Origin of the sequence: Micromonospora sp. CA-111912 (genome assembly GCF_050948415.1) — a bacterium.
Taxonomy (GTDB): Bacteria; Actinomycetota; Actinomycetes; order Mycobacteriales; family Micromonosporaceae; genus Micromonospora.
The window spans coordinates 3,604,621-3,624,635 of record NZ_CP192007.1; the positions used below are offsets into that span (position 1 = coordinate 3,604,621).

Annotated in this window: 20 protein-coding genes and 1 tRNA gene; 5 read left to right on the forward strand and 16 right to left on the reverse strand. The window is 74.7% G+C overall.

Annotated features, from left to right (window positions below; translation table 11 throughout):
• Positions 1-77: 77 nt before the first annotated feature.
• Positions 78-824 carry an SAM-dependent methyltransferase gene (locus ACQPZO_RS14870; RefSeq protein WP_433350680.1) on the reverse strand — a complete coding sequence of 249 codons (747 nt, stop codon included), beginning with the start codon at positions 822-824 and terminating at the stop codon, positions 78-80.
• 126 nt (positions 825-950) lie between these two features.
• On the opposite strand from ACQPZO_RS14870, the gene ACQPZO_RS14875 reads away from it, so the two are divergent.
• From ACQPZO_RS14875 to ACQPZO_RS14885, 3 genes are all read left to right on the forward strand, one after another.
• The gene (locus tag ACQPZO_RS14875) at positions 951-1,832 is read left to right on the forward strand and encodes a universal stress protein (protein WP_433350682.1); all 882 of its coding nucleotides are present in this window, start codon (positions 951-953) and stop codon (positions 1,830-1,832) included.
• Positions 1,833-1,939: 107 nt separating this feature from the next.
• Positions 1,940-2,149 (forward strand): phosphatidylethanolamine-binding protein, encoded by a 210-nt coding sequence (locus tag ACQPZO_RS14880; RefSeq protein ID WP_396674217.1) that lies wholly within the window; start codon positions 1,940-1,942, stop codon positions 2,147-2,149.
• Positions 2,146-2,619: a hypothetical protein gene (locus ACQPZO_RS14885; RefSeq protein ID WP_433350684.1), complete on the forward strand. Its 474-nt coding sequence runs from the start codon at positions 2,146-2,148 to the stop codon at positions 2,617-2,619. The genes ACQPZO_RS14880 and ACQPZO_RS14885 overlap by 4 nt, the downstream gene beginning before the upstream one ends.
• Here the strand turns inward: ACQPZO_RS14885 and ACQPZO_RS14890 are convergent.
• Positions 2,616-2,822 carry a hypothetical protein gene (locus ACQPZO_RS14890; protein ID WP_433350686.1) on the reverse strand — a complete coding sequence of 69 codons (207 nt, stop codon included), beginning with the start codon at positions 2,820-2,822 and terminating at the stop codon, positions 2,616-2,618. The genes ACQPZO_RS14885 and ACQPZO_RS14890 overlap by 4 nt on opposite strands.
• Positions 2,823-3,025: 203 nt before the next feature.
• Here ACQPZO_RS14890 and ACQPZO_RS14895 point away from each other — a divergent pair, with 203 nt between their 5' ends.
• Complete coding sequence (locus ACQPZO_RS14895; protein ID WP_433351004.1) at positions 3,026-3,607, forward strand: hypothetical protein; 582 nt, start codon at positions 3,026-3,028, stop codon at positions 3,605-3,607.
• A gap of 55 nt (positions 3,608-3,662) precedes the next feature.
• Here the strand turns inward: ACQPZO_RS14895 and ACQPZO_RS14900 are convergent, their stop codons facing one another.
• The 9 genes from ACQPZO_RS14900 to ACQPZO_RS14940 all read right to left on the reverse strand — a co-directional run bounded on the left by ACQPZO_RS14900 (position 3,663) and on the right by ACQPZO_RS14940 (position 13,796).
• Positions 3,663-3,848: a hypothetical protein gene (locus ACQPZO_RS14900; protein WP_396681546.1), complete on the reverse strand. Its 186-nt coding sequence runs from the start codon at positions 3,846-3,848 to the stop codon at positions 3,663-3,665.
• A gap of 78 nt (positions 3,849-3,926) precedes the next feature.
• The gene (locus ACQPZO_RS14905; RefSeq protein ID WP_007071112.1) at positions 3,927-4,124 is read right to left on the reverse strand and encodes a hypothetical protein; all 198 of its coding nucleotides are present in this window, start codon (positions 4,122-4,124) and stop codon (positions 3,927-3,929) included.
• A 114-nt stretch (positions 4,125-4,238) separates the two neighbouring features.
• Positions 4,239-6,017 carry a selenocysteine-specific translation elongation factor gene (selB, locus tag ACQPZO_RS14910; protein ID WP_433350688.1) on the reverse strand — a complete coding sequence of 593 codons (1,779 nt, stop codon included), beginning with the start codon at positions 6,015-6,017 and terminating at the stop codon, positions 4,239-4,241.
• Position 6,018: 1 nt separating this feature from the next.
• On the reverse strand, positions 6,019-7,317 hold the full coding sequence (gene selA / locus ACQPZO_RS14915) for an L-seryl-tRNA(Sec) selenium transferase (protein WP_433350690.1): 1,299 nt from the start codon (positions 7,315-7,317) through the stop codon (positions 6,019-6,021).
• Positions 7,318-7,341: 24 nt separating this feature from the next.
• Positions 7,342-7,437, reverse strand: a tRNA-Sec gene (locus ACQPZO_RS14920).
• Positions 7,438-7,505: 68 nt separating this feature from the next.
• Entirely contained in the window at positions 7,506-8,621 is a 1,116-nt protein-coding gene (gene nrfD / locus ACQPZO_RS14925) for an NrfD/PsrC family molybdoenzyme membrane anchor subunit (protein WP_433350692.1), read from the reverse strand.
• Positions 8,618-9,661, reverse strand: coding sequence for a 4Fe-4S dicluster domain-containing protein (locus ACQPZO_RS14930; protein WP_433350694.1), 1,044 nt, complete (start codon positions 9,659-9,661; stop codon positions 8,618-8,620). The genes nrfD and ACQPZO_RS14930 overlap by 4 nt, the downstream gene beginning before the upstream one ends.
• Positions 9,654-12,983, reverse strand: coding sequence for a formate dehydrogenase (gene fdh / locus ACQPZO_RS14935; protein WP_433350696.1), 3,330 nt, complete (start codon positions 12,981-12,983; stop codon positions 9,654-9,656). The genes ACQPZO_RS14930 and fdh overlap by 8 nt, the downstream gene beginning before the upstream one ends.
• Before the next feature lie 498 nt (positions 12,984-13,481).
• Positions 13,482-13,796 (reverse strand): MazG-like family protein, encoded by a 315-nt coding sequence (locus ACQPZO_RS14940; protein ID WP_433341475.1) that lies wholly within the window; start codon positions 13,794-13,796, stop codon positions 13,482-13,484.
• Positions 13,797-13,947: 151 nt separating this feature from the next.
• On the opposite strand from ACQPZO_RS14940, the gene ACQPZO_RS14945 reads away from it, so the two are divergent.
• Positions 13,948-14,892: an acyltransferase domain-containing protein gene (locus ACQPZO_RS14945; RefSeq protein WP_433341476.1), complete on the forward strand. Its 945-nt coding sequence runs from the start codon at positions 13,948-13,950 to the stop codon at positions 14,890-14,892.
• An 83-nt stretch (positions 14,893-14,975) separates the two neighbouring features.
• Here ACQPZO_RS14945 and ACQPZO_RS14950 read toward each other — a convergent pair whose 3' ends face one another.
• From ACQPZO_RS14950 to ACQPZO_RS14970, 5 genes are all read right to left on the reverse strand, one after another.
• Positions 14,976-15,707: a hypothetical protein gene (locus ACQPZO_RS14950; RefSeq protein WP_433341478.1), complete on the reverse strand. Its 732-nt coding sequence runs from the start codon at positions 15,705-15,707 to the stop codon at positions 14,976-14,978.
• A gap of 271 nt (positions 15,708-15,978) precedes the next feature.
• Complete coding sequence (locus ACQPZO_RS14955) at positions 15,979-16,608, reverse strand: MBL fold metallo-hydrolase (RefSeq protein ID WP_433341480.1); 630 nt, start codon at positions 16,606-16,608, stop codon at positions 15,979-15,981.
• Complete coding sequence (locus ACQPZO_RS14960; protein WP_433341481.1) at positions 16,605-17,693, reverse strand: S-(hydroxymethyl)mycothiol dehydrogenase; 1,089 nt, start codon at positions 17,691-17,693, stop codon at positions 16,605-16,607. Before ACQPZO_RS14960 ends, ACQPZO_RS14955 begins: the two co-directional genes overlap by 4 nt.
• 175 nt (positions 17,694-17,868) lie before the next feature.
• The gene (locus ACQPZO_RS14965) at positions 17,869-19,206 is read right to left on the reverse strand and encodes an MFS transporter (protein WP_433341483.1); all 1,338 of its coding nucleotides are present in this window, start codon (positions 19,204-19,206) and stop codon (positions 17,869-17,871) included.
• Positions 19,203-19,865, reverse strand: coding sequence for a GntR family transcriptional regulator (locus ACQPZO_RS14970; protein WP_433341485.1), 663 nt, complete (start codon positions 19,863-19,865; stop codon positions 19,203-19,205). Before ACQPZO_RS14970 ends, ACQPZO_RS14965 begins: the two co-directional genes overlap by 4 nt.
• Positions 19,866-20,015 lie beyond the last annotated feature (150 nt).

A 20,015-nucleotide genomic window follows, 5' to 3' on the forward strand; every position in this document is an offset into this window, starting at 1 on the left:
TGCTGTACGGCAAGCATCATACGGAGAGCCGTCGCCGGCCGGCCGGCGCGGTCGGTCGGGGGCGGACACGGCGGCGGTCAGCCGGAGCGCTTGGTGGCCAGCCCGCCGTGGAAGGCGTCCGGCAGGGCCGCCGGCGAACCGTCGGGACGCCACCGCGACACCGGGACGATCCCGTCGTCCGTCGGCGCCCACCGGCCCAACAGCGAACCGAACGCCGCGGGCGGGCGCATCCGGAACTGCGGCCCCATCATCGCCAGGGCCTCCGGGTACGCCGCGAGCTCCTCGCCGTCGAAGTCGACGGCGAGGAAGCTACCGGGGGCCGCCGCGGCGTACAGCTCGTCGAGGGTGTGCGCCAGCGTCGCGTCGTCGAGGAAGGCGGCCAGCCCGAGGAAGACCACCCCGACAGGACGACGGCCCCAACCGGGCACGAAGCGGCGCAGCAACGCGGAGTCGACCGTGCCGACGTCCGTGGCGTCGCCGTAGCCGTAGCCGGCCCGGTCGCTGCCGGCCAGGATGCGCTGCCCGAGCCGGATGGTGACCGGGTCGACGTCGGTGTAGAGCACCGTCGCCTCCGGGGCGACCTCATGCACGTTGCCCCTGGTGGGCACCCCCGCGCCGAAGACCAGGAAACCGTCCACCCCGGCCCCGGCGATCGTCCGGACCGCCCGACCGAGGAACGCGCGCAGCTCGCGGAACAACGGCGCGCACGGGCCGTAGGCCCCCTCGAAGGCCCGCGCGGCGGCCACGTCGACCGGGAAGTGGTCCTCCCCGCCGAGCCAGAAATCGATCATACGGGCGGTGCTCGGCCGGTCGGCCTCTTCCATGGGCGTCGCTCCCTCCGGCGAGGTTCCCGGGCAGCGTAGCGACGCCCCGACGTGCGCGGTATCGCCTCGGCGACACCCGTACGGCCGGGATACTGACCGCGACACCACGGCGGAGGAGGTACGGCGGTGAACGCGGCCAGCGGCGCGGCGGTGGTGGTCGGTGTGGACGGCTCCGAGCCGGCCCAGCGGGCCGTCCGGCTCGCCGCCGGGGAGGCCGCGCGCCGGGGCCGGACCCTGCGGGTGGTGCACGGCTTCGTCTGGCCGCTGCTGCGGGTGCCGCTGGGCCCGGTGCCCGACGCTCCGCCCGGCGCCGGCCTGCGCGAACAGGCCGAACGCCTCGTCGTGGAGGCGGTGGCGCACGCCGAGTCGGCAGCACCGGGGGTGCGGGTCACCGGAGAGGTCATCGACGGGGAGGCGTCCGCCGTGCTGGTCGGCGAGTCGCCCACCGCCGCGCTGATCGTCCTCGGCGACCGAGGGCTGGGCGGCTTCGCCGCGCTGGCGGTCGGCTCCGTGGCGATCCAGGTCGCGGCGTACGCCGATTGCCCGGTGTTGGTGGCCCGTGGCGCCGACCGGGCCGACGGTCCGGTCGTGGTCGGGGTGGACGGCTCCGCGGCGGCCCGCGCCGCCGTCGAGTTCGCCGCCGACGAGGCGACGACCCGCGGCGTCGCGCTGCGCGCGGTGCACGCCTACCGGCACCCGGCCTCCGGCGGGCCCGGTGACATGCAGCCCCTGGTGTACGACGAGGGGCAACTGCGCGGCGAGGAGGAGCGGGTGCTGGCGGCGGCGCTGGTCGGTCTCGGCGATCGCCGGCCGGCGGTGCGGGTCGAGCGGGTGCTGACCCGGGGCCGGGCCGCCGCCGCGCTGGCCGAGGCGTCCCACGCGGCGCAGCTGCTGGTGGTCGGCTGCCGGGGACGCGGCGAGCTCACCGGTCTCCTGCTCGGCTCGGTCAGCCACGCCGTGCTGCACCGCGCCGACTGCCCGGTCGCCGTGGTCCGCGCCCCGGTGTGACACCTGCGCACCTGGCCGCCGGCACGCCCGGGCATGGGCGACGGTTGGCCCCGGCGCAGGCGGGTAGACGGCGTGACCAACGGTCACCGCGACGTCAGGAGGCGGCTATGCCAGGACCACGCCCGGGCAGCAGCGCGTACGACAAGGAACGGGCGCGACTGCGCGATCTGATCGAGAACTCCGGTCGGGCGGCCGACCAGGAGGCCAACCAGGTCGCCAACCGGATCCTGCAGGAGGACCGGGGACAGCGCGGCGTCGTGCGGGGCGAGCGGACGTACGGCCCTAAGGGTGAGCGCGAACCGGGCGACCCGAAGTGAACGGCGCCAAACTGGTCGACGGGGCCATCGCCGGAGCGGTGGGCAGCGCCGCGCTCAACATGGTCAGTTACCTCGACATGGTGCTGCGCGCCCGACCGGCGAGCAGCACACCCGAGGAGACCGCCGGGCGGGTGGCCGGAATCGCCCACATCGACCTCGGGCCCGAGGACCGGGCGGCCAACCGCCGCTCGGGCCTCGGGCCCCTGCTCGGGTACGGGATGGGCATCGCCGCCGGTGCCGCCTTCGGCCTGCTCGCGGGGCGGCGAACTGCGGGGCCGGTCGCGGTGGCCCTGCTCGGCGGGAGCGTGATGGCGATGTCGGACGGCTCGATGACCGCGCTGGGGGTAACTGATCCGCGCCGGTGGAGCCGCACCGACTGGCTGTCGGACCTCGTGCCGCACCTGGCGTACGGGATGGCGGCCGCAGCCACCTGGAACCGGCTGCGGCCGCCATCTTCCCGAGGGTGCTAGCCGCGTTCGGCGCTCTCGTCGTCGGCCACCTGGCCGCCGGCCGGGCCGTACGGCGACACCTGGCCGCGCGGCACCGTGCGGCCCCGGTCGCCCTGGGACGTGCCACGGTGGGCGGGGTGACCGGACACGCCGGGCCCCTTGGCGTCCTGCACCGCGTCGTTGCGCGCGTTGCGGCGCAACTCCGGCTGCTGAGGGTTCGTCACGGGAGTCTCCCTTCCGGGTTGGACGGCGCGGCGTGGGCCACGCCACGACCGGCTTACCCGCCGCCGTTGCCCCCATGCCGCCCCACCGGATGGGGTGGGGTGGGCGGCGGCGATCGGGGTATCCCCGGGGTGTGGCAGATGCGCGGAGGACGGCACGGGCCCTGCTGGACCGGCAGGGCCGCACGTAGGCGGAGGAGGCCGGCATCCGGCTCGCCGACCGGCCCGGGCCGCTGTACCAGCTGCTGGTGCTGACCACGCTGCTGAGCACCCGGATCCGGGCGTCGGTCGCGGTGGCGGCCGCGCGGGAGCTGTTCGCCGCCGGCTACCGCACCCCGCAGGCGATGGAGGCGTCCGGCTGGCAGGAGCGGGTCGACGCGTTGGGCCGGGGGCACTACCGCCGCTACGACGAGCGGACCGCCACGATGCTCGGCACCGGCGCGCGGTTGTGCCTGGACCGGTGGCACGGCGACCTGCGCCGGCTGCACCGGGAGGCCGGCGGGAACCGGCCCGCGCTGCGACGGCTGCTCACCGAGTTTCCCGGCGTCGGCCCCACCGGCGCGGACATCTTCCTGCGGGAGGCGCAGCAGGTGTGGCCCGACGTTCGCCCGTACGCCGACCGGCGGACGCTGGCCGGGGCGAAGCGCCTCGGCCTGCCGGCGAACCCGGACGGGCTGGCCGGGCTGGTCGGCGGCGGCGACTTCGGCCGGTTCGCCTCGGCGCTGGTCCGGGTCGCCCTCGGCGAGGAGCCCGCCGGTGAGGTCACCCGCACCGCCGCCGCCCGCTGACGCCCCCCGGGTTCGGTGCACGCCCGCACCGGCCACCGGCGCCGCGGACCGGCGGTCACTTGGTCGCGTTGTCGCCCGGCTTGGTCAGGTGCCAGGCCAGTGCGGCGGCCAGCACCGCGAGCACCACCACCCCGCCGGAGACCCCACCGCCCTCGTCGGGGCTGCGACCCTTGCTGCCGAAGTAGATGACCGCGAGGCCGGCGAGCACCGCCACGGCCGTCCGCATTCCTCGGTCCTTCACGCCCCGCACGGTACGGAGACGACACCGGCCCACACTCCGGAACCGGGGACGGTTCCCCCGGACGAGGCGGTGGCCGGCTCAGTCGGTCTCCAGGTCGTCCAACGAGATGGCGTGGGTCATCAACCAGCGGGCCAGGGCGGCCATCCCGAACAGCCACAACGGGGCCGACTCGGTGGGGCCGTTGGTGGCGAAGACGGCGAAGCGCAGGTCCGGCGCCCGGTACGCCTCGATCCGCCACCGGTGGCTCTTGTCCCGCCAGACCGCCGAAGGGTCCATGCCGCCACGCTAGGCCACGCCCGGCCCCACCGGGGCCGCGTCGCGGCGGAACCCTGATGGTCGTTCGCTGACGGAGCCGACCCGCCGCAGGAGGCCCCCGCGACGGTCAGACGTTCACGAAGCGGTTACGCCGGGCGGGGCGACGACCGTGCGGGCGTCGTCGGGCAGGCGGCGGGTGACGCCCCGCCGGTCCAGCAGCTCCAGCAGCGGCACAGCGACCCGGCGGGTCGTGTCCAGGGCCTGCCGGGCGGCGCTGAGGGTGAACGGCTGCGGCAGCCGGGCGAGGACCCGGGCCGCGTCGTCGACCGCGCCGGGCAGCAGCACCACGTTCTCCGCGAGCCGCAGAAGCGCCCCCGCGCGCACGGCCGCACCGATCTCCCGGGGCCCGAGGCCCAGGCCGGCGAGGCGATCCGCCTCGGGGGCCTGGAACGGGCGGTCGCCGTACTCGGCGCGGACCCGGGCCACGGCCCGGGCCACCGGCTCCGGCAGCGCGTCCCCGGCCTCCTCGCCGACCCGGCCGGCGCGCACCCGCAACGGCGGGCGGACCAGGGCCTCCACCAGAGCCCGGTCGGGCAGGTCGAGGCGCTGACGTAGCACGTCTACCGGGACGCCCGGCTCCAGCGGATGCGCGGCGACGTACCGGGCGGTCTCGTCGGCCAGCCGGGCGGCGAGGGCCCGCCAGTGGCCGGGGTCGGCCAACCAGTCCCCGGCGACCGGTGCGGCGGTGGTGACCGGAACCCCCATCCGGGTCAGCTCGCCCCGGCGAACCAGGAGCCGGCGACGCAGCTCCCCTGCCAGGTCCGGCCGCCCGTCGAGGCCGGCGAGCGCCCGGGCCCGGGCGGCGGCGGCCCCCCGCCGGGTCAGCGGGGGCGGGGCCACGTCGAGGACGGTCACCCCACCGGCGACGTGGTGGCGGCCGGGGTCGCGCAGCAGCGCCCGGTCGCCGACGAGCAGCGGCAGCGGGCGGACCAGCCGCAGCCGGGCGGTGTCCGGGCCGAGCGGGCGGACCCGGGCGGTGACGGCTGCGGCGCCGACGTGCAGGGTGAGGGTGGCCGGTAGCTCGGCGGCCGGGTCCCCGGCGACCCGCACGTCGAGCAGGTCGGTGCGGTGGAACCGACCGGGGGTGAGCAGGGCGTCGCCGCGCCCCAGCCGCTCGCGGGGCACGTTGCGCAGGTTCACCGCCACCCGGGCCACCGCGTCGACCCGGCCGTGGGGCGCGCCGAGGCAGTGCAGGCCACGCACCCGCACCAGCTCGCCGGTGTCGGCCAGTTCGAGGTGGTCACCGACGGACAACCGGCCGCCGCCGAGGGTGCCGGTCACGACTGTGCCGCTGCCCCGGACGGTGAACGAACGGTCCACCCACAGCCGCACCGGGGCACCGGCCGCCGGGTCGGGCAGCCGCGCCACGAGCCGGTCCAGGGCGTCGCGCAACTCGGGCAGGCCGGCCCCGGTGACGGCGCTGATCGCCACGGCGTCCACGGCTCCCAGGGAGGTGGCGGCGATCTCCGCGCGGGCGTGCGCCAGCGCCGGACCCGGATCGGCCAGGTCCGCGCGGGTCACCACCAGCAGCCCGTACGCCACCCCGAGGGCGTGCAACGCCGCCAGGTGCTCGGCCGACTGGGGCATCCACCCCTCGTCGGCGGCGACGACCAGCAGGGCGGCCGGGGCGGGGCCGACGCCGGCGAGCATGTTCGGCACGAACCGCTCGTGGCCGGGGACGTCGACGAACGCCACGGTGCCCCCGGAGGGCAGCGTGGTCCAGGCGAAGCCGAGGTCGATGGTCATGCCCCGGCGCCGCTCCTCGGCCCACCGGTCGGGCTCCATCCCGGTCAACGCCCGGACCAGGGTCGACTTGCCGTGGTCGACGTGCCCGGCGGTGGCCACCACCCACACGTCAGGCGTCCACGGGCACGGTCAGGACCGCCGCGCGCAGCGCGTCGTCGGCGGCGACGGGGACGCAGCGCAGATCCAGCAGCAGCCGCCCCTGAGCCACCCGGCCGAGCACCGCCGGCGTGCCGGCGCGCAGCGGCCCCGCGTACCGCTCGGGCAGGGCCAGGGCCCACGAGTCCAGCTCGACGCCCGGCGCGCCGCCCCCGCCGACCACGGCGACGGCGGGCACCACCTCGGCCTTGCAGCCGTCGGCGGCCAGCCGGTCGCGCAGCCCCTCGGTGCGCTGCCGCAGGGCCGCCGGGTCGGCGTGCAGCGCGGCCCGGGTGGGAGTGTCCGGGGTGTGCAGGGTGGCCGCGAGGGCGGCCAGGGTCAGCTTGTCGACCCGCAGGGCGCGGGCGAGCGGGTGCCGGCGTAGCCGCTCGACCAGGTCGGCGTCGCCGAGCAGCAGCCCGGCCTGGGGACCGCCGAGCAGCTTGTCGCCGCTGGCGGTGACCAACTGGGCGCCGGCCCGCAGGGTACTGGCCGCGTCCGGCTCGGCGGGCAGCAGCGGGTCTGCGGCGAGCAGCCCGGAGCCGATGTCGGCCACCACCGGCACGCCGAGGGTGGCCAGCCGGTCGACGCCGACGGCCCGGGTGAACCCGGTCACCACGAAGTTCGACGGGTGGACCTTGAGCACGAAGCCGGTGTCGGGGCCGATCGCGGCGGCGTAGTCGGCCAGGCTGGTGCGGTTGGTGGTGCCCACCTCGCGCAGCCGGGCGCCGGTGCTGGCCAGCAGTTCCGGCAGGCGGAACCCGTCACCGATCTCCACCAGCTCGCCCCGGCTGACCACGATCTCCCGGCCGGCGGCGAGGGCCGTGGCGGCGAGGGCCAGGGCGGCGGCGCCGTTGTTGACCACGTGCACGGCACCCGCGTCGGGCACGGCGGCGGCGAGCGCGTCGAGGGCGTCCCGGCCCCGCCGGGCCCGCCGGCCGGTGGTCAGGTCCAGCTCCACGTCGGTGTGCCCGGCGGCGGCCACGAGGGCGTCCACGGCGGCGGCGCAGAGCGCCGCCCGGCCGAGGTTGGTGTGCAGCACGACGCCGGTGGCGTTGAGCACCACCCGAGGGGCGGGCGCGGGCAGGGCGGCGAGCACGGCGTCGCGTACCCGCTCGGGGGTGATCTCGCCACGGCGGGCGCGGTCCTGGGCGGCGACGATCGCGGCCTTGACCCGGCCACGGCCGAGCGTGGCGACGGCCCCGGCGAGCAGCGGGTCGGCCAGCAGGACATCCGTGCGCGGCACCCGCCGCCGTGGATCGGCGTCGCGCATCGCGTCCTCTCCAATGGGTCTGCCTGGCGGAGGCGGACGGGAATCGAACCCGCCTGGCCCGGGTACCGGACCACACCGGTTTTGAAGACCGGGAGGGGCACCAGCCGCCTGAACGCCTCCACCGGCTATTTGATCACAATGCCCGCTCCGCCGTGCGGGAAGGGCCTCAGCGTCCGCCGGGAGGGGCCTCAGCCCTCGACGGCGGGGCGCTCCGCCTCGCGACGGCGGAGCCGTTCGCGCTGCGGGACGACCGTGTACTTCGGGTCGCGGGCGGAGGCGACGCCACCATGGAAGATCCCGAACCGGGTGGCCACCGACGCGGCGAGCAGCGCGACGCCGGAAAGCCCGGACAGCACCCGGCTGCGCCGGCCGACGAGCGCCCCGGCCACCCCGGCGGCGGTCAACGCCCGGCCGGCGCGCAACAGCCGCCCGGAAGTGCCGGTGCGGTAGGGCTCGCTGAGCAGGCCGAGCCGGTGCTCCACCCGGTGCGAGCCCCACAGCTCCAGGGCCGCGCCGGCCACCGCCATCCGCCGGGCCGGGCCGGCCTGATCGCCGGGCGCGGCCAGCAGGCCCACGCCGGCGCCGCTGGCCAGGGCGCTGCCCGCGAAAATCATCGGCAGTTCCGGGTACGCCTCGTGCCACGACGGCACGGCCGTGCCGGCCAGCAGCACCCCGGTGTACGTGGCCAGGGCCGGCGCGGTCGCGGCGGCGACCAGCCCGGCGGCCTGCCCGACCGGGGGCAGCAGCCTGCGGCCCAGCCCGAGCACGCCCCGCTCGGGCAGCCACGGCGCGGCCTCGGCGACGGCGGCGACCCCGGCTGCGGGACCGAACACCGTGAGGATCCAGGTGCCCACCGACATCGGGGAGGTCAGCTTCGCCACCCGCAGCATGTGGTGGAACCGGTCCGGCCGGCCCAGGTCGTTGACGAGGAAGTAGGCGCTGGCGCTCACCGCGGCCAGCGAGGTGAGCCGGCCGGCGCGGCGCAGCGCCGGCCGGCCGGTGAGCTGGCCGCCGGCGGCCAGCAGCGACGAGCCCGCGGCCAGCCCGCCGGTGAACAGGTACGCCGCGATGTCCCACTTCCACACCGGCGGCTTGAGCACCGGCCGGCCGTAGTAGGAGGTGAACTCGGCCGGTGGGACGTTGAGCTGTTCCCCGCCGCCGCGCCGACGCCGCTGTCCGGAGGCAGTCGAGCGGGGCTGGTCGGGGGTGCGGTCGGTGGGCACCCCGCCGGGCCGGCCGGTGGCGTCGAGGCGACCCAGGAAGCGGCGGAACCGGTCGCCCACCCGGGGGTCTTGCGGGCTCACGAGGAACCTCCGACGAACGCGGCGACGGCAACCGCCGCCATGGTCAGGGCGGCCAGCCCGGCGCGCTTCCACATTTGGGGCAGGTCCCGGGTGGTGACCACCGGATCCGGGGGCAACCCGTACACCTCGGGAGCATCGAGGAGCAGGAAGAACGCGCCGTCGCCACCGACGCCGTCATTGGGGTCGTGGCCGTAGAGCTGGGCCTCCGGCACTCCCCGCTCGTGCAGGGTGGCGACCCGCGCGGCGGCCCGCTCCCGCAGCTCGTCCAGCGGGCCGTACTGGATGGACTCGGTGGGGCAGGCCTGCGCGCACGCCGGGGTGTTGCCAGCGCCGAGCCGGTCGTAGCACAGCGTGCACTTCCACGCCCGGCCGTCGTCCCTGCGCTGGTCGATCACCCCGTACGGGCAGGCGGAGATGCAGTAGCCGCAGCCGTTGCAGATGTCCTCCTGCACCACGACCGTGCCGAACTCGGTGCGGAACAGCGAACCGGTGGGGCAGACGTCCAGGCAGGCGGCGTGGGTGCAGTGCTTGCACACGTCCGACATCATCAGCCAGCGGAAGTCGGTGCGCTCGGCCGCGCCGGTGGCCCGGCCGGGCGGCTGGGCGCCGGGCATGCCGAGGAACTCGGGGCCGGCGGCCATCGCGGCGGCGGCGACCGGATCGCCCGGCGGGAGCCCGGGTTCCGTGCCGGTGTCGTCGGCCGTCCCGGCGGCCACCGCCGCCGACGCGGCGCTGACCGACCCGGTGGTGGGATAGCCGGCGAACGGCGGGGTGCGGTGCCCGGCCGGGCGGGGCTGCTCGACGAACGCCACGTGCCGCCACGAGTTCGCGGTCAGCGCGCCGGTGTTGTCGTACGACATGCCGAGCAGGTCCAGCCCGGAACCCGGCACGTCGTTCCACTCCTTGCAGGCCACCTCGCACGCCTTGCAGCCGATGCAGACGCTGGTGTCGGTGAAGAAGCCCATCCGGGGGCGGGCGTCGGTCCAGCCGGCGTCCGGGGCCGGGTCCAGCGGCCCGTAGAGGCTGTTGGCGTCAGGCATCCTCGCCCCTCTTCTCGCCCGCCGACGCCTCCGGCGGGCGCTCATCCGTGCTGCCGGCCGCGTCGTCGTCGCCCACCGCGTCGGTGGTGACCAGCGGGGTTTTCCGGTCCACGGTCATCCCGGCCCGCCGCCGGTAGTCGGCGACCAGGTCGAGCAGGACCGGCCCGGTGGGCCGCCGGCCGGGCCGCACGTCGCAGGTGCCGACCTTGCTCTCCTGGATCAGCACGTTCGGGTCCAGGGTGATGCCGAACAGGTCGTTGGCCGAGTCGCCGGTGACCAGCCCCTCGGTGCCGAAGTGGTACGGCAGCCAGACCTGGTGGATGATCCGCCCGTCCACCCGCAGGGGGGTGAGCCGGTCGGTGACCAGCACCTTCGCCTCGATCACCGCCCGGCCGCTGACCAGGTGCGCCCAGCCCAGGTGGGCCAGCCCGACCTCGGCGGCCAACTCCGGGGACACCTCCACGAACATCTCGGGCTGCAACTCCGCCAGGGGCCGCACGGTGCGGCTCATCCCGCCGGCCGTGTGGTGTTCGGTGAGCCGGCTGACCGTGAACACGTACGGGAAGACGTTGCTGTGCGCCTCCGGCGGGCTCGGGTTCATCGGGTTCACCGGGTGCTCGTAGACCTTGCGGGCCGGGTTGGCCTGCTGGCCGTACATCGGGTTGCGCATCGGGGACTCGGCCGGCTCGTAGTGCGTCGGCAGCGGGCCGTCGAGCACCCCGCGAGGCGCGTACAACCAGGCCTTGCCGTCGCTCTGCATGATGAACGGGTCGTCGCCGGCGATCCCGTCCGGCCCGGCGGTGCCCTCCGGCGGACGGTACGTCGGCGGCTTGTTCTTCTCGAAGTCCGGCACGTCGTAGCCGGTCCACTCCGCCTTCTCCGGGTCCCACCAGACGTAACGCTTGCGTTCGCTCCACGGCCGGCCCTGCGGGTCGGCGGAGGCGCGGTTGTACAGGGTGCGGCGGTTCGCCGGCCACGCCCAGCCCCACTCGGCGGCCACCCAGTCCTGCTCGTGCCGGGACTTGCGCCGGGCTGCCTGGTTGACGCCGTCGGCGTACACGCCGGTGTAGATCCAGCAGCCGATCGCGGTGGAGCCGTCGTCGCGCGCCTCGGTGAACGCGGACAGCAGCCGGCCGGAGGCCGTGTCGTAGCCGTTGATCTCGCGCAGCACCGCCTCGGCGCTGGGCTCGGCCAGTTCACCATGGGTCGGGTAGTCCCAGGCCAGGTCGAGCAGCGCCCGGTCGCGCCGGTGGGGGGAGCCGGCCAACTTCTCCCGCAGCTTTCGGCCCAGGTGGTAGAAGAACCACAGTTCGGAGCGGGCGTCGCCGGGCGCGTCGACGGCCTTCTCCCGCCACTGGAGCAGCCGCTGGGTCTGGGTGAAGGTGCCCTCCTTCTCCACGTGCGACGCCGCGGGCAGGAAGAACACCTCCGTGCGGCACTCCTGCGGCACGATCTCGCCGGTGGCCACCTCGGGGCTGTTCTTCCAGAAAGTGGCGCTCTCGATCAGGAACAGGTCCCGCACGACCAGCCAGTCGAGGTTGGCCATGCCGAGCCGCTGGGCCTTACCGTGCGCGGAGCCGACGGCCGGGTTCTGGCCGAGCAGGAAGTATCCCTTGATCTTGCCGTCGATCATGTTGAGCACCTGCTGGTACGTGCCGTGGTCGCCGGTCATCCGGGGCAGGTACCCGTAGCAGAAGTCGTTGTCCGGCGTCGCGGCGTCGCCCCAGTACGCCTTGAGCAGGCTCGCCGCGAACGCCCGGGAGTTGCCCCAGAAGCCCTTCTGGCCGGGCTGACGCATGCTGCCCGCCCAGTCGTCGAAGGTTTCGTGGTCGGCGTGGTGCGGCATCGGCAGGTAGCCGGGCAGCAGGTTGAACAGGGTCGGGATGTCGGTCGAGCCCTGGATGCTGGCGTGCCCGCGCAGCGCCAGGATGCCGCCACCCGGCCGGCCCATGTTGCCGAGCAGGGTCTGGATGATCGCGCCGGTGCGGATGTACTGCACGCCGACGCTGTGCTGCGTCCAGCCCACCGAGTAGACCAGCGCGCCGGTGCGCTCCCGGCCGGAGTTCTCCGTCCAGGCGCGGGCCAGCTCGAGGAACCTCTCCTGCGGTATCCCGCAGACCCGCTCCACCATCTCCGGGGTGTACCGGGAGAAGTGCCGCCGCAGGATCTGGTAGACGCAGCGTGGGTGCCGCAACGTCTCGTCCCGCCGGGTCCGCCCCCGCACGGACGCGCCATGCGACTCGTGCTCCAGGCCGGCCGCGCTGTCCCGTTCCTTCCCGGTGCCCTCGCCCCCGGAGCTGCGCTCCTGGCCCTCGTACTGCCAGCTCGCCTGGTCGTACGAGTTGGTCTCGGTGTTGTAGCCGGAGAAGAGGCCGTCCAGGTCCTCGGTGTCGACGAACTGCTCGCTGACGATCGTCGCGGCGTTGGTGTACGCCAGCACGTACTCCCGGAAGTCCAGTTCGTTCTCCAGGATGTACCGCACCACGCCGCCGAGCAGCGCGATGTCGGTGCCCGCCCGGATCGGCAGGTACGTGTCGGCGACCGCGCTGGTCCGGGTGAACCGGGGGTCGACGTGGAAGACCTTGGCGCCGCGCTTCTTGGCCTCCATCACCCACTGGAAGCCCACCGGGTGGGCCTCCGCCATGTTGGAACCCTGGATGACGATGACGTCAGCGTTGACCAGGTCCTGCTGGAAGTCCGTCGCGCCGCCGCGACCGAAGCTGGCCCCCAGACCGGGGACGGTGGCGGAGTGTCAAATGCGGGCCTGGTTCTCGATCTGGAGCGCCCCCATCGCCGTGAACAGCTTCTTGATGAGGTAGTTCTCCTCGTTGTCCAGCGTCGCCCCGCCCAGGCTGGAGATGCCCAGCGTGCGGTTCAGCGGCCGACCGGCGTCGTCGACGTCCTCCCAGGTCTCCTCGCGGGCGGCGAGGATCCGGTCGGAGATCATGTCGACGGCCGTCTCGAGGTCCAGGTCCTCCCACTCGGTCGCGTACGGCCGGCGGTAACGGACCGTGGTCTGCCGCAGCGGGCTGGTGACCAACGCCTTGCTGGCCGAGCCCTTCGGGCAGAGCCGGCCGCGGGAGATCGGGCTGTCCGGGTCCCCCTCGATCTGGGTTACCCGCCCGTCGGTGACGAAGACCCGCTGGCCACAGCCGACCGCGCAGTACGGGCAGACCGAGCGGGCCACCCTGTCGGCGGTCTCGGTGCGTGCGGTCAGCGCCGCCGACCGGGCCGACTGGGCCGCCGCGCCCCGGCCGAGCGGGTCGGTGCCGGTGAGCTGCCGGTAGACCGGCCAGCTCTGGATGAAGGTCCGCAGACCCATTCCGAAGCACCCCCTCCCCCGTACGACGGACCCTGACCTCCTGAACATAGGCCAGGCCGGCCCGGGGCGGGTCCCCGGCCCGGATCTTTTCCGCCGTGCGGAGCCCGCGGGTCACCGGTCCGGGCGGTTCGACCGGGGCGAGGACGGCCCGCCCGCCGTGTCGACCGGGAAGCGGACCGGGCGTGGCCGTCCGGCTTTCCGCGAGCAGGGCCCACCCCGTACGGGTCTGGCACACGAAACCGCCCCCGGCTGGTGGGCCGGGGGCGGTTCGGTGTCGGTGTGCAGGTCGCCTCTCGGCGCGTGGCACGACGCGGCTCCAGCCGAACGGTATTCCGCGAAGGCAATTCAGGTGAGGCCCGGGGACACTGAGCACACCGACACTTGCTACAACCTACCCACCCCACGGGCTGTTCCAGCCGTCCGGGGTAATCCACCTCACTTGCTGACCGCTCGCTGGGTGCTCGGGTCGACGCCGCCGCGCGCCGCACCCGGAGGCGGTCACCCGGCACCCGTGCGGGCGCGGACCTTGGCGGCGCAGGCGTGCAGCAGAGACCGCGGGTCGAGGCCAAGGCTTTCGATGGCCACCAGGGCGGTGAACGCCACGTCGGCCAGTTCGGCCGCGACGTCCTCGCGGCTGTGCGTCACCCCCTTGCGCGGGTTCTGGCCCAGCGCCCCGATCCACGCCCCGGCAACTTCTCCGGCCTCCTCGGCCAGCTTGAGGATCCGGCAGGTCAGCTCCGCGTCCCCCGTGCCGTTGGCGGCGTCCAACCAGCCCCGCGATGCCTGCACCGAATTCCAGATCGACTCGTCCATCGGTCCAGTGAACCCGACAAGGAGACCTTGTTCGTGTTCGCATCGCCGTCATCTGGCATCGCTCTGACGCCGAGCCCCAGGTCGCCGTGGCGGGATCTGCCCGGGCGGTACGGGCCGTGGAAGACTCCGACCGGCCGGTAGGGTCGTCCGCGTGGATCTGGACGACACCGCCGCCCGGCTCGGGGTACCCGTCGAGGACGTCGACCGCGTGCACCGGCTCGCCGGCGACCGGCCGTCGGCTCCGCTGCCCGCCAGGGCCGACGCGCCCGCGATCCTCGACCGGCTCGCGGTCCGGCCGGACGACGCCGCCGAGATCATGGCGGGCTGGCCCGACCCCGGGTCTGCGCTGTGGACTCCGGAGCTGCGCTGGCTGCTCGACCGCTCGATCGCCCTGGTCCGCGCCGATCTCGGGGGTCACGGCTGGCTGTCGCCCGGTCCGGCGCTGCCGCGCGAGCGGGGCCCCGCCTGGCGACATCTCTACGTGTACGCGTACCTGGCCCTGGTCGACGTCGTCACGGCGTACCACCGCGAACACGGCATCGCCGATGCCGTGTCGTGGGCGACCCTCGCGGACCTGGGCCGTAACCTCGCGATCGACCGGCGGATGCACCGCGAGGGCTGGCCGGTCATGCAGAACTGGCTGACGCTGCACGCGCGCGGCGGCATCTACGAGCTGGGCCGGTTGCAGCACCAGCGCGGCGGCACCGCCATCGACCTGCACATCCCCGAGTCCGGGCCGATGACCCCGGAGGCGATCGCGGCATCGCTCGACGAGGCCCGCGCGTTCTTCCCGCACCACTTTCCCGACGAGCGCTACACGGCGTTCTCCTGCGGCTCGTGGCTGCTCGACCCGCAGCTGCTGGGGTACCTGCCTGGGGACTCCAACATCGTCCGGTTCCAGCGAAGGTTCGAGCTGGAGCCCTACGAGGAGCCGGCAGGGCTGAACGCCGACGTCGAGGTGCTGCGGTTCGTGTTCCGCACCCTGAGCACGCCGCTCGACCAGCTGCCGCGCCGCACCGTGCTCCAGCGCGCGATCGTCGACCACCTGAAGGCCGGCCGCCACTGGCACGTCCGCCGAGGCCGCTTCCCGATCTAGCCCCGGCACAGGCGATCGACACGGCAAGGCCCCGGCCGGCCCCGTGCAGGGGCCGGCCGGGGCCGGGCCGGGTCAGGATTGCGTCACCAGAGCTGCTGGACGACGTCCGCAGCCTGCTCCTCCCACTGCGCGTACGCGTACGGGTACGCCGACACCTGCACCGTCTGCGCGGCGGCGGTCAGCGGCAGCTCGTTCCAACCGCCCACGTTCTTGAGGGCGTCGAAGAACGCCTCGGAGGCGTACTCGGGGTCGGTGATCTCGTCGGGCGAGCCCCAACCCGACGACGGGCGCTGCTGGAACAGGCCCTGCGAGTCGTGGTCGTTGTACGCCCCCAGGTGGCCCAGGTTGTACAGCTTCGACTCCTGCAGCGAAGTGGCCACACCGATCACCGCGCCCCGCTCGCCGACACCGGTTTCCTTGGCTGCCTTGATGATCGCCTCGGCGTTCTCGAGCTGCGCGTCGTCGAGCGGAATGCGCGACTGGGCGCCCTCGAGGCCGTGCGGGATGAGTTCGTCCCGGTCCGGCTTCTCGGCCGGGGTGGTGCTGCTGATGCTCTCGCCGGTCGTCAGCGCGGATTCGACGGTGGCGCCCTCGCGGTTCTTGCCGGTCGCCAGGTCGATCGCGGCCACCGCACCGGCGTGCGGGCCGCTGGTGACCGGTGCGGCGACGGCCATGGGGCCGAACGCCAGGCCGCCGAGGACGGCGACGCCGGCGACGCTCAGGACGATCCTGCGGTTCGGGGTCTTCGCGATGGTCGGGATCCGGTCGGTGGTCTTCGCGATGGCCGGGAGCCATCGAGTGAAGTCAACCTTCACGATGGTTGCCCTTTCGATCGTTGCGACGCGCTCCGGGTTGAGCGCCCCTCGGGGGACCGCTCCGCCGTAGGGGTTTACCGGCGGACGGTACGGGGGACACAACCAGCCCCACGTGTCCGTCATTCCGGATATGCGGGGCAGCGACCCGGGCTGCGACCCCGGTCACGCCCAGAATCGGTCAACGCGGACACGGGCGGTCACCGGGCGCGCGGCACCCCGAACCGGACCGCCCCGGCCGGCGTTCCGGCCGGGGCGGGTGGCGGGCGGATGGTCAGTGACCCCGGGCGATCCACTCCTCGAGGTGCGGGGCCTCGGTGCCGACGGTGGTGCTGTCGCCGTGGCCGGTGTGCACGACCGTCTCCGGCGGCAGGGTGAGCAGCCGGGTACGGATCGACTCGACGATGGTGCCGAAGTCGCTGTACGAGCGGCCGGTGGCACCCGGTCCGCCGGCGAAGAGGGTGTCACCGGTGAAGACCACACCGAGCTGCGGGGCGTACAGGCTGCACGCGCCGGGGCTGTGGCCGGGGGTGTGCAGCACCCGCAGGCCGGTGCCGGCCACCTTGATCGTGGCCCCGTCGCGCAGCTCCCCGTCGGGGGCCGCCTCGGGGTGCACCAGGTCCCACAGCACCCGGTCGTCGGGGTGCAGCAGCACCGGCGCGCCGGTGGCCCGGGACAGCTCCGGGGCCACCCGGACGTGGTCGTCGTGGGCATGGGTGGCCACGATCGCCACCACCCGGCGCTGGCCGACGGCGCGCAGGATCGCGTCGACGTCGTGCGGGGCGTCGACGACGAGGCACTCGCTGTCGTCACCGACCACCCAGACGTTGTTGTCGACGTCGAAGGTCTGCCCGTCGAGGGAGAACGTTCCGGAGGTGACGGTGTGGTCGACGCGGACGGTCACGGGAAGACCACCACCGAGCGCAGCACGTCGCCGTGGTGCATCCGGGTGAACGCCTCCTCGACCTGGTCCAGGGCGATCTCCTCGGTGACGAACGCGTCCAGGTCGAGCCGGCCCTGCAGGTAGAGCTCGGTGAGCATGGGGAAGTCGCGGCTGGGCAGGCAGTCGCCGTACCAGCTCGACTTGAGCGCGCCGCCGCGGCCGAAGACGTCCAGCAGCGGCACGTCGACGGTCATCTCGGGAGTCGGCACGCCGACCAGCACGACCGTCCCGGCGAGGTCGCGGGCGTGGAACGCCTGCTTCCAGGTCTCCGGCCGGCCGACGGCGTCGATGACGACGTCGGCGCCGAAGCCGCCGGTGGCGGCGCGGATCGCCTCGACCGGGTCGTCCTCCGAGGCGTTGACCGTGTGGGTGGCGCCGAACTTCCGGGCCCAGTCGAGCTTGCGGGAGTCGGTGTCCACGGCGATGATCGTCGTCGCCCCGGCCAGCGCCGCACCGGCGACGGCTGCGTCACCGACCCCGCCGCAGCCGATGACGGCCACGGAGTCGCCGCGGGTGACCCCGCCGGTGTTCATCGCCGCGCCGAGGCCGGCCATCACCCCGCAGCCGAGCAGGCCGACGACGGCGGGCCGGGCCGCCGGGTTGACCTTGGTGCACTGTCCGGCGTGGACGAGGGTCTTCTCGGCGAAGGCCCCGATGCCCAGGGCCGGGGACAGCTCGGTGCCGTCGGTGAGGGTCATCTTCCGGGCCGCGTTGTGGGTGGCGAAGCAGTACCACGGCCGGCCCCGCAGGCAGGCGCGGCAGACCCCGCAGACGGCCCGCCAGTTGAGCACCACGAAGTCGCCCGGCGCGACGCCGGTGACGCCCTCACCCACCTGTTCGACGATGCCGGCCGCCTCGTGCCCGAGCAGGAACGGGTACTCGTCGTTGATCCCGCCCTCGCGGTAGTGCAGGTCGGTGTGGCAGACCCCGCAGGCCTGGACGCGGACCACCGCCTCGCCGGGCCCCGGGTCGGGCACCACGATCGTGGTGACCTCGACCGGCGCGCCCTTGCGCCGTGAAATGACTCCCCGGACTTCCTGGCTCACGTTCTCCTCCTGCTCCACCGCTGTCGATGCCGGCGGCCCACGGTGGCGGGACGACGGCGGAGAGCGCCACCGGGTGGGTACGCCACGTCGATCACGCTCCCGGCGAAACTACCGCCGATCACCGTGCCGAGCCCAGCAACACCCGACGCTTACCACGGCCGAGGCCGCAGGGTGATTACGCGGGTCGATGGGCCGGCGCGGGCTGCGTGACCGGGGCGACGTTGCGGGCAAGGTCGGCGAGGTGGCGGCGGGCGGCGTTGCGGTAGCGCAGCACCTGGACCGCGCCGAGCGCCCACAGGACGTACTGCACGGCGAAGGCCCACCGGAAGGCGGTCAGGTCCGGTGCGGCGCGGCCTGCGGGGGTGGCCAGGTCCAGCACGACCCCGATGACCAGCACCAGGGCGATCGAGGCGGCGAAGCCGCCCACGTTCACGATGCCGGTGGCACTGCCGAGCCTGCTGGCCGGGTTGAAGGTACGGGCGTAGTCGAAGCCGATGGCCGAGCCGGGGCCGTTGGCGGCCAGCACCACGACCAGGGCGACCAGCAGCCAGCCCGGGGCGCGGCCGGGCCAGGCCAGCACCACCGCCCAGATCGCGGCGGTGGCCGCGGTGACGGTGAACACCAGCACCGAGCGGCGGAACGGGTGCCGGGCACACAGATGGGCGATCAGCGGCCCGGCCAGCAGGCCGGCGAGGGTCATCAGGGTGAGCAGGGAGGCTGCGGTGGTGGGCGACATCCCCTGCCCCTGCACGAGGAACGGGTACCCCCACAGCAGCGCGAACACCGAGCCGGAGAACTGGGTGACGAAGTGCGTCCACAACCCCAGCCGGGTGCCGGGCTGGGCCCAGGCGGCGGCCAGTTCCCGGCGTACGGTGGCCAGGTCGGGGGTGGGTGCCGCCGTGTGCTCGCGGTGCGGGCTGTCCCGGACGGCCGCGACGACCATGGTGAGCACGGTCGCGCCGAGCGCGGCGGCGGCGAGGAACGCCGGGGTCCAGCCGGCGCGGTGCAGCAGGGCGACCAGCGGCACGGCGCCGAGGACCGCGCCGAACTGGCCGAAGGTGCAGGTGAGCTGCACCATCATCGGGTTGCGTCGGCCGGGGAACCAGAACGCGACGATGCGCAGCACGCTGATGAAGGTCATCGCGTCGCCGAGGCCGACCAACACCCGGGCGGCGACGGCGAGCCCGACGTCGGTGGCCACCGCGAAGCAGAGCTGGCCGGCGACCATCAGCGCCCCGCCGGCGATCAGCAGCCGGCGGGAGCCGAACCGGTCGAGCAGCACCCCCACCGGCACCTGCATGGCGGCGTACACGGCGAGCTGGGCGACGGTGAAGATGGCCAGGGCGGAGGCGCTGATGTCGAAGCGGTGCGCGGCGTCGACCCCGGTGACGCCGAGGGAGCTGCGGTGGAACACCGCCGCCACGTACGCGCTGAGGGCCACCGCCCAGACCAGCGCGGCGGAGCGGCGGGGCGCGGCGGTCGGTGTCGGTACGGTGGTGGCGGCGATGCTCACCGCAGGGTCCGCAGCACTGTCGCGGCGTTGTCGATGTGCGCGGCGACGCTGTCCAGCCAGTCCTGCGGATCGTCGCCGTCGAGGGCGGCGAGCTGGGCGGCGTGCTCGGTGATCGCCACCTCGGCCCAGCCGGGCGAGAGCCGGAAGCTGGCCTCGCCCATGCGTAGCTGGCGGTCGCGCAGCCGGTGGTACAGCTCGGCGAGGATCTCGTTGCCGGCGGCCTCGACCACGGTGGCGTGGAAGGCCCGGTCGGCGGACATCAGCGCGGTGACGTCGCCGGCGGCGTGGGCCTCGCGCATCCGGTCCAGCCAGCGGGTCAGGTCGGCCCGCAGCGGGGCGCGGCGGGGCCAGACCCGCTCGGCGGCATGCAGCTCCACCAGCCGGCGCGCCTCGATCACGTCGACGATCTCCCGAGCGGACACGGGCCGGATCAGCGCGCCGCGCTTCGGGTAGAGGGTGACCAGCCCTTCGGCCTCCAACCGCAGCAGGGCCTCCCGGACCGGGGTGCGGGACATCCCGACCGCCTCGGCGATCTCCCCCTCGCTGATCAGCAGCCCGCCGGGGTAGATCTGTTCGAGGATCGACCGCTTCAGGTGCCGGTACGCCCGCTCCGCGGCGGAGGGGGCGACGGCGCGCGCCGCAGGGGTGGGATGCGTCATGTATCTATGGTGCGGCGCGCGCCCTCCGGGCCGGAACGCGGCCCGCCCGGACGTGGCCCGGGCCACGTCGCGGGCTGGGGCCCCGGGGCGCCAGGGCCCGCGGGTGGGCCCTGGGCGGCACCATCGCCGGCAGCCGGCGCGGGTCGCGCC